The sequence below is a fragment of the Mycolicibacter virginiensis genome (genome assembly GCF_022374935.2).
In the GTDB taxonomy this organism is placed as follows: domain Bacteria; phylum Actinomycetota; class Actinomycetes; order Mycobacteriales; family Mycobacteriaceae; genus Mycobacterium; species Mycobacterium virginiense.
Genome location: NZ_CP092430.2, coordinates 558,420 through 566,423, shown reverse-complemented (window position 1 = coordinate 566,423; position 8,004 = coordinate 558,420). Strand labels below are relative to the sequence as shown.

The following is an 8,004-nucleotide window of genomic DNA, read 5'->3' as shown; positions in this document are numbered from 1 at the left end:
CGTCTCCCGTGTTACTGGCGAAGAAGGGTTCTGGGTGGGGCCCAAGGATTCCGTAGGCAACCTTGATTAAGGCTACCTTAAGAAGTCAGGCGTCCAGTCCGTGATTTTCGGCGACGAAGACCCCGCCGAGCAAGTTAGGAGACCCCATCAAGGGGCTACCGGGAGGGCCCAAGAGGGCCCAAGAGGCTTAGCCCTCCAGCTTGTAACCGAGGCCACGCACGGTAACCAGGTGCACTGGATTGGCTGGATCGGCCTCGATCTTGGACCGAAGTCTTTTGACGTGGACATCCAGCGTTTTGGTGTCGCCGACGTAATCCGCACCCCAGACCCGGTCGATCAACTGACCGCGGGTCAGCACACGGCCGGTGTTGCGCATCAGGTATTCGAGCAGGTCGAATTCCTTGAGCGGCAAGGTAATCTGCTCGCCGTTCACCATCACCACATGCCGTTCGACGTCCATGCGCACCGGGCCGGACTCCAACACGCCCTCGCCGACGCCGCCCTCGTCGTCGCCGCCGCGGCGCAACACCGCCCGGATGCGGGCGATCAACTCACGGGCCGAATACGGCTTGGTCACGTAGTCGTCGGCGCCCAATTCCAGGCCGACGACCTTGTCGATCTCGCTGTCGCGGGCAGTGACCATAATCACCGGCACACTGGAACGCGCGCGTAACTGTTTGCAGACGTCGGTGCCCGACATCCCCGGCAGCATCAGGTCCAGCAGCACGATGTCGGCGCCGGCCCGGTCGAACTCGGCCAAAGCGGCGGTGCCATCGCCGACCACGGTGGCCTCGAAACCTTCTTTACGCAGTAGAAATGCCAACGGGTCGGCGAGCGATTCCTCGTCCTCAACGATCAAGACATGTGTCATCAGCGCTGCCCTTCGCCGTAGCTACCCTCTGCGTTATCGATAGTGGGTGTCATCACTGCTCGTCCTTCTCCTGGTCCACACTGCCTTGGTATGCGGGAATCGCCAAGGTAAACGTAGATCCGGTGCCCGGCTGGCTCCACAACGTGATGGTGCCGTTGTGGTTGGCCGCCACGTGTTTGACGATCGCCAATCCCAGACCCGTGCCCCCGGTGGCCCGCGAGCGGGCCTTGTCGCTGCGGAAGAACCGTTCGAACACGCGCTGCTGGTCCTTGGGCGCAATACCGATGCCGCGGTCGGTCACGGCGATCTCGATGAACCCCTCGCGACGACGCCGGCTGATCGACACCGGCGAACCGTGCGGTGAGTAGGCGATCGCATTGGACACCAGGTTGGCCAGGGCGGTGACCAGCAGTGGTTCGTCGCCCAGCACCCGCAGCCCGCTCGGCGCATCGGTGGTGATCGTGATCTCGGCGTTGTCGGCGGCCACCTTGTGCCGCGAGATCGCCTCGTTGACCACCGCGTCGACGTCGACGACGCCCAGGTCCGGCAGCGGGTCGGCACCCTGCAGCCGGGACAGCTCGATCAGCTCACCGATCATGCTGGCGAGCCGGTTGGCCTCCACCAACACCCGCTCGGCGAACGGCCGCACCGCCTCGGGGTCATCAGCCGACGCCAACAGCGCCTCGGCGAGCAGCCCCATCGCCCCCACCGGCGTTTTCAGCTCATGGCTGACGTTGGCCACGAAGTCGCGCCGGCTGGCCTCCATGCGGGCCTGCTCGGACTGGTCGTCGACGATCACCACGGCGAACCGGCGATCCTCTTCCGACAGCAACCGGGCGTAGCCGCGCACGGCGGACAGATCCGACCGGGTGGCCCCGGGAGCCCGCTTGGCCACCGTCAAGTCGAAGACGACTTCGTCGTCGCCGGCCAGTGCGCGTTGCGCGGCCGCCCAGGCCTCGTCGTCGAGCAACCGGCCGTGCACCAGTCCCAGCTCGGTGGCGCGCTCGTTGAGGTAGACGACGTCGCGGTGGGAGTCCACGACCGCGATGCCCAGCGAGGCGTGCGACACGATCTGCTGCAGCATCTCGGCAACGGTGATCCCGGATCGCTCGGTCGCCGCCTTGCGGCGTCGCTCGGCCAGTCGCGGCGACAGCCACACGCCGGCCGCCACGCCTGCCGCCAGCGCAGGAATCGCAGACGCCGCAGCGAGCGTCAGCGCCGAGGTCGCAGCCACGGCAAAATCGTACGCAGTCCCGCACCGTGAGCTGACCAGCGTTCGACCGTGACGTGCGCCGAATGTGAATTCAACGCGAAGATTTCACCCGGTCTCCACCCGGCATTCACACTGGGCGGGCCCAAAACCGCTACTTGGCGCCCTGGCTGGCGACCGCAGCAGCCCCGGCAGCGGCAGCCGCGGGGTCCAGGTAGACACCGCCGGCAACCTTCGGGCGCAGGTCGGCATCCAGGTCGTACCGCAACGGGATGCCGGTCGGGATGTTCAGCCCGACGACTTCCTCATCGGACATGCCGTCGAGGTATTTGACCAGCGCCCGCAGGGAGTTGCCGTGCGCCGCGATCAGCACCGTCTTGCCGCACCGCAGGTCCGGGATGACGACGTCGGTGAAGTACGGCAGGAAACGCGCCACCACGTCGGCCAGGCACTCGGTCAGCGGGCCGCCGCCGATGTCGGCGTAACGGGGGTCGGTGTCCTGGCTGTAGCGGCTGCCGGCTTCGATGGGCGGCGGCGGGGTGTCGTAGCTGCGCCGCCACGTCATGAACTGGTCGTCGCCGTAGCGCGCCTTGGTGGCGGCCTTGTCCAGGCCCTGCAGCGCACCGTAGTGGCGCTCGTTGAGCCGCCAGGTGCGGTGCACGGGGATCCAGTGCCGGTCGGCGGCGTCCAGCGCCAGGTTCGCGGTGGTGATCGCCCGGCGCAGCAGCGAGGTGTAGAGCACGTCCGGCAGCAGGTTGTGCTCGACCAGCAGCTCACCGGCACGGACCGCCTCGGCGCGGCCCTTGTCGGTCAGGTTGACGTCCATCCAGCCGGTGAACTGGTTGCTGGCGTTCCATTCGCTTTCGCCGTGGCGCAGGAGCACCAGGGTGGCAGTGTCAGACATGGGCGTCAGTGTCTCACGGGCGCCGATTGGGGTTACCGTCGAAGGAAGGTCCGTCAACCGGGATCGGGGGTGTGGTGTGCACGTGTCCCGCCTGCGGCCGCTCCCCCGCCTCCTCACCGCCGCGCTGCTGACGGTTTCGGCCGTACCGATGACCGTGGCGTCGCCGGCCGCGCACGCCACGCCGTGCGCCGACGTCGAAGTGGTCTTCGCCCGTGGCAGCGAGGAGCCGCCCGGTGTCGGCAAGGTTGGGCAGGCATTCGTCGACGCCCTGCGCTCCAAGCTCACCGACCGGTCGATGGTGGTGTATCCGGTCAACTACGCCGCCGCCAGCGGTTTTTCCAGCGGTCTCGATTTCGACCGAAGCGTGATCGCCGGGATCCGCGACGAGGGCAGCCACATCGAGTGGACAGCGCTGGACTGCCCGGATACCCAGATCGTCCTGGGCGGCTACTCCCAGGGCGCGGCCGTCACCGGTTACGCGACCGCGCAGTCGGTGCCGACCGGGTTACCGGACGAGCTGGTGCCGGATCTGCCGCGACCGATGCCCGACGTGGTGGCCGACCACGTCGCGGCGGTGATCTTGTTCGGGAAGCCCTCGGCGACGTTCATCCGGCGCTACGACGCGCCGCCGGTCCGGGTCGGCCCGCTGTATGCGGCCAAGACCCGCGAGTACTGCGCTCACAATGACGCCGTCTGCGACGGCACTGACGGCATCCCGTTCGGGCATCTGGATTACCCGACGAACAGCATGCCCGCCGACGCCGCGGCGGTCGCCGCCCGCCGCATCGAAGCCAACGCGAATCGCGACGTCACCCTGCACTGATCGGTGGCCGGCTAGGTTACGAGGCCGTCGGTGAACACCCGCGGGACCTCAACCCGCGTCGTCACCGTCACGGTCGATCAGGTGCTCGAACGCCCGCAGGTTCTTCAGCGACTGCCCGGTGGACACCCGCCACTCCCATTCCTTCTGGATCGAGGTGGCAAATCCCAACTCCAGCAACGTATTGAAGTCGAAGTCGACGGCCTCGAGCACCTGCCCGAGCACTCGGTCGATTTCCTCGGCGGTCACCGACGTCAGCGAGATCCGGCCGACCAGGTAGATGTCGCCGAGGTTGTCCAACGTGTAGGCCACCCCGTAGAGCCGGCGGTTGCGCTTGAGCAGATACCGGTAGACCCCGGCGTGGTTCTCGTCGGGTTTGCGGCAGACGAACGCCTCGACGCGCACCGAGTGCTCACCGATGCTGAGGATGGTGTTGGTCTTGAGCTTGCGCTCGCCGGGCAGTTCCACGATCAGACCCGGCAGCCCGCCGTGGGAGCCAGGCGTCGGCGAGTAGGTCAGCTCGGCGGCCTGCAGGGTGCGCTCGATGAGCTCCTGGACGTCGTGCCGGTTCACGCGCGTGCCCCGCGCCGCGTCGGCCAGCGGCGAGGCCGGCGCGCCGATCCGAGCACCCGCATCCGCCCGGCCCGGGCCGCGGCGAAGTCTTCGATCGCGTGGCTGTAGCTGGCCAACTGGGCGTCCACGGTGCGCTCCCAGGAGAACTGCGCCGCGTGGCTGACGGCGGCCCGGCGCATCGCCCATCCGCGAGGACCCGAACCCAGCCGCAGCAGCTCGTCGAGAGCCGTTGCCCACGCCTCGATCCCGTGCCCGTCGACCAGTCGCCCGGTGACCCCGTCGCGCACCGCCACCGGCAACCCGCCGACGGCGGCGGCGACCACCGGCGTCCCACAGGCTTGCGCCTCCAGGGCCACCAGCCCGAACGATTCGGAGTAACTCGGCACGGCCACCAGGTCGGCGGCTTGGAACAGCGTCGCCAGATCCGCACGGGACTGCGGCGGCAGGAATGTCACCCGGTCACTGATACCCAGTTCGGCCGCCAGCCGAACCAGGCCGCCCGGTTCCGCCAGACCGCTGCTGCCCGACGGTCCGCCGGCCACCACGACACGTACCCCGGGCAGTTTCGCGGCCGCGCGTAGCAGGATGTCGGGCGCCTTGAGCGGCTGAATACGGCCGACAAAAGCCACGATCGGTTCACCTGCCGACAACCCCAACACCTGCCGGGCTGCCAGCTTGTCGCCGGGCTGAAACACCTCGAGGTCGACGCCCGGGTGCGCCACGTCTATCCGGCGCGGGTCCGCCTCGTGCAGGGCGACGAGTTGCTGTGCTTCGTCGTCGGTGTTGACGATCAGCCGGTCCGCGGCATCGACGACCTGCTGCTCGCCAACCGTGCGCAGCGGCGGTTCCGGGGCGTCCCCGGCTGCCAGCGCGGCGTTCTTCACCCCCGCCAGGGTGTGCGCGGTGTGCACCAGCGGCACCGCCCACCGATCCGCGGCCAGCCAGCCGACCTGACCCGACAGCCAGTAGTGCGAATGCACGACGTCGTAGTAGCCGGGCTCGTGGGCGGCCTCGGCGCGCAGCACCCCGGCAGCGAATGCGCACAGCTGGGTGGGCAGGTCGTTCTTGTCGAGGCCTTCGAACGGCCCGGCCACCACGTTGCGGACCAGCACGCCGGGCGCGACGTGTTGCACCGGCGGGTCGATCGACGACGTGGCGCGGGTGAACACTTCGACGGCCACCCCGCGGCGCGCCAGATGCAGCGCGCTCTGCAGGACGTAGACGTTCATTCCGCCGGCATCGCCGGTGCCGGGCTGGGCCAGCGGCGAGGTGTGTACCGACAGCAGCGCTACCCGGTGCACATCGGCTCTGCTGCCTCCGACCCCTCCGACGCCATAGCCCACCCAGCCATCTTTACAGGTGCGATCAGGCGGACACTTCCGGGACCACGCGGGCGACCGGCCCGCGGGAACGACGCATCGCCCCGACCGGGTCGGCGTAGAGCCCGCCCAATGACACCGTGCCGGCGCCGGCCTCTTGAACACGGTTGCCGAACGCGGTGACACGGATGCTGCGCGGCGACAGCACCGAGCGCTGCGTGAAGGCCCGCTCCACCTCGGCCATGCCCTCGGGGTACTCGGTAAAACCCTGGCCGCCGACCACCAGGTCATCGGGGTTGAGTACGTCGCGCAACAAGGCGACCGCTTCGCCCAGCGCGCGAGCCCGCTCGGTCAGCAATGCCGCCGCTCGCTCGTCTCCGCCGCGCGCCTCGCGCACCAAGGTGGTCACCGCCGCCGACAGGGCGCCCTTGCCCTCCGGCAGCAGCCGCAGCCGACGAGCCGCGGCCAGCACCGCCTCATCGCTGACGGTGGACTCGAGATGTCCGGAGCCCCCGAGCAGTTCGGAGTACACCGGCAGACCGGCGATGGTGCCGGGACCGCTGGCCGGGCTGTGCACCCGGCCGCCGATCACCAGGGCGTAGCCGACCGTTTCGCGGGCGTAGACGTAGAGGCTGGTGGTGCTGTTCGCCGTCGGCCGCCGCACTCCGAACAGCAGTTCCGCCCCGGCCATCGCGTCCACGTGGGAGGCCACCGATACGGGCAGGCCCAGTTCTTCGGCCAGCACCGGTCCGACCGGCGCTGCCGTCCAGCCCAGGCGCGGGTGGTCCACGTGGCCGGTGGCCCCATCCACCGCACCACCAATGGCCACCCCGACCCACAGCGGCCGGCGCTTCTGCCAGCGGGTCAGATACCGGCTCGCGCTGGCGGCCAGCGACGCCAGCGCCGGCGTCGCGCCATTGTTCGGTGTAGGGGTCTCGACGACGTCGAGCGTGCGGCCGAGCAGATCGGTGGCCACGATGCTGGTGGTCTTGGCCCCGATGTGCAGGCCCAGGGTGAGGAACGGTTCGTGGTTGACCACCACCGGCCGACGCGGCCGCCCGATCGCCCCGGACGTGGCCAAGTCGGCGCGCTCCAGCAGCAGCCCGGCTTCCAGCAGCGCACTGACCTGGCGGTTGACCGTGGCCACGCTCAGCGAGGTGGCGCCGGCAATGGCCTCACGGGCGACCGGCCCGTGCTGGCGAACCGCGGCGAAGACCTCAGCGCCGGCGCTGTCGGCGAGCTGCAGGGCCGGGGCTACCACGCGCGGGTGGGACCGGAGGCGACCGTTGCGGTGGCTGGCCAGGTGAGCGGTGAGAGAGGTAGTGCGCACGAGATGTCCTTCTCTGGAGAAAAATCCGAATGAGGGCCGTTTACGCCTACGACCCGGCGGATTCTCCTAAGGAGCGCTACTCGCAGCAGGTCAGGCGCAGCAACACGCGCGACAACACGCGCCGTGGGCGACCAGACAGACCGCTGTCAGAAAGCGGGCACTGCGAGACATAGCTGAGAATCTATCACGATCACTAAGGTTGACGCGATGACGACTTCTGCGCGCGATCAGCGCATTGCCGTGGTCACCGGCGCTAGCTCAGGCATCGGCGAGGCGACCGCGAGAACCCTTGCCGGACAAGGCTTTCATGTAATCGTGGCGGCCCGACGCGCCGATCGGATCGCCGCGCTGGCCAACGAGATCGGCGGCACCGCCGTAGTGACCGACGTCACTGATCCGGCCGCGGTCACCGCGCTGGCCCAGGCCTGCGACCAGGTCGGCGGTTCGGTAAACGTGCTGGTCAACAACGCCGGCGGCGCCAAAGGCCTGGCGTCGGTGGAACAGGCCGACCTGGAGCACTGGCGCTGGATGTGGGAGACCAATGTGTTGGGCACCCTGCAGGTGACGCGCGCGCTGTTGCCCAAGCTCGTCGCGTCCGGGGACGGCCTGGTGGTCACCGTGACTTCGATCGCGGCGTTTGAGATCTACGACGGCGGCGCCGGCTACACCTCGGCAAAGCACGCCCAAAGCGCACTGCACCGCACACTCCGCGGCGAATTGCTGGGAAAGCCGGTGCGGCTCACCGAAATCGCTCCCGGGATGGTGGACACCGAGTTCTCGCTGGTGCGCTTCGACGGCGACCGCGACCGCGCTGACGCCGTCTATTCCGGCCTGACTCCGCTGACGGCGGCCGACATCGCCGAGGTGATCGGGTTCGTGGCCTCGCGGCCGCCACACGTGGACCTCGACCAGATCGTCATCCGCCCACGCGACCAGGCATCGGCGACCCGGGCTAACCGCCGGAGTTGATTCGGCGG

8 protein-coding genes are annotated in these 8,004 nt (G+C 68.9%); 2 read left to right on the top strand and 6 right to left on the bottom strand.

Going from position 1 to position 8,004, the window contains the following annotated elements; all coding sequences use genetic code 11:
- Positions 1-187: 187 nt before the first annotated feature.
- The 3 genes from regX to MJO54_RS02800 form a co-directional block, all read right to left on the bottom strand.
- Positions 188-871: a two-component sensory transduction protein RegX gene (regX, locus tag MJO54_RS02810; RefSeq protein ID WP_024443448.1), complete on the bottom strand. Its 684-nt coding sequence runs from the start codon at positions 869-871 to the stop codon at positions 188-190.
- Between the two features lie 52 nt (positions 872-923).
- Positions 924-2,105, bottom strand: coding sequence for a sensor histidine kinase (locus tag MJO54_RS02805; RefSeq protein ID WP_046284886.1), 1,182 nt, complete (start codon positions 2,103-2,105; stop codon positions 924-926).
- 130 nt (positions 2,106-2,235) lie between these two features.
- Positions 2,236-2,985, bottom strand: a complete 750-nt coding sequence (locus MJO54_RS02800) for a phosphoglyceromutase (protein WP_046284885.1) — start codon at positions 2,983-2,985, stop codon at positions 2,236-2,238.
- An 82-nt stretch (positions 2,986-3,067) separates the two neighbouring features.
- Here MJO54_RS02800 and MJO54_RS02795 point away from each other — a divergent pair, with 82 nt between their 5' ends.
- Entirely contained in the window at positions 3,068-3,808 is a 741-nt protein-coding gene (locus MJO54_RS02795; protein WP_046284892.1) for a cutinase family protein, read from the top strand.
- Between the two features lie 48 nt (positions 3,809-3,856).
- Here MJO54_RS02795 and MJO54_RS02790 read toward each other — a convergent pair whose 3' ends face one another.
- The 3 genes from MJO54_RS02790 to MJO54_RS02780 are packed head-to-tail and all read right to left on the bottom strand — an operon-like array spanning position 3,857 to position 7,027.
- Positions 3,857-4,378 carry a type III secretion system chaperone family protein gene (locus tag MJO54_RS02790; protein WP_105295651.1) on the bottom strand — a complete coding sequence of 174 codons (522 nt, stop codon included), beginning with the start codon at positions 4,376-4,378 and terminating at the stop codon, positions 3,857-3,859.
- Complete coding sequence (gene mshA / locus MJO54_RS02785; protein WP_234783262.1) at positions 4,375-5,721, bottom strand: D-inositol-3-phosphate glycosyltransferase; 1,347 nt, start codon at positions 5,719-5,721, stop codon at positions 4,375-4,377. Before mshA ends, MJO54_RS02790 begins: the two co-directional genes overlap by 4 nt.
- Positions 5,722-5,743: 22 nt before the next feature.
- Positions 5,744-7,027, bottom strand: coding sequence for an ROK family protein (locus tag MJO54_RS02780; RefSeq protein WP_046284883.1), 1,284 nt, complete (start codon positions 7,025-7,027; stop codon positions 5,744-5,746).
- A gap of 207 nt (positions 7,028-7,234) precedes the next feature.
- Between MJO54_RS02780 and MJO54_RS02775 the strand changes: the two genes are divergently transcribed.
- Positions 7,235-7,996 (top strand): SDR family oxidoreductase, encoded by a 762-nt coding sequence (locus MJO54_RS02775; protein WP_046284882.1) that lies wholly within the window; start codon positions 7,235-7,237, stop codon positions 7,994-7,996.
- Positions 7,997-8,004: the final 8 nt, after the last annotated feature.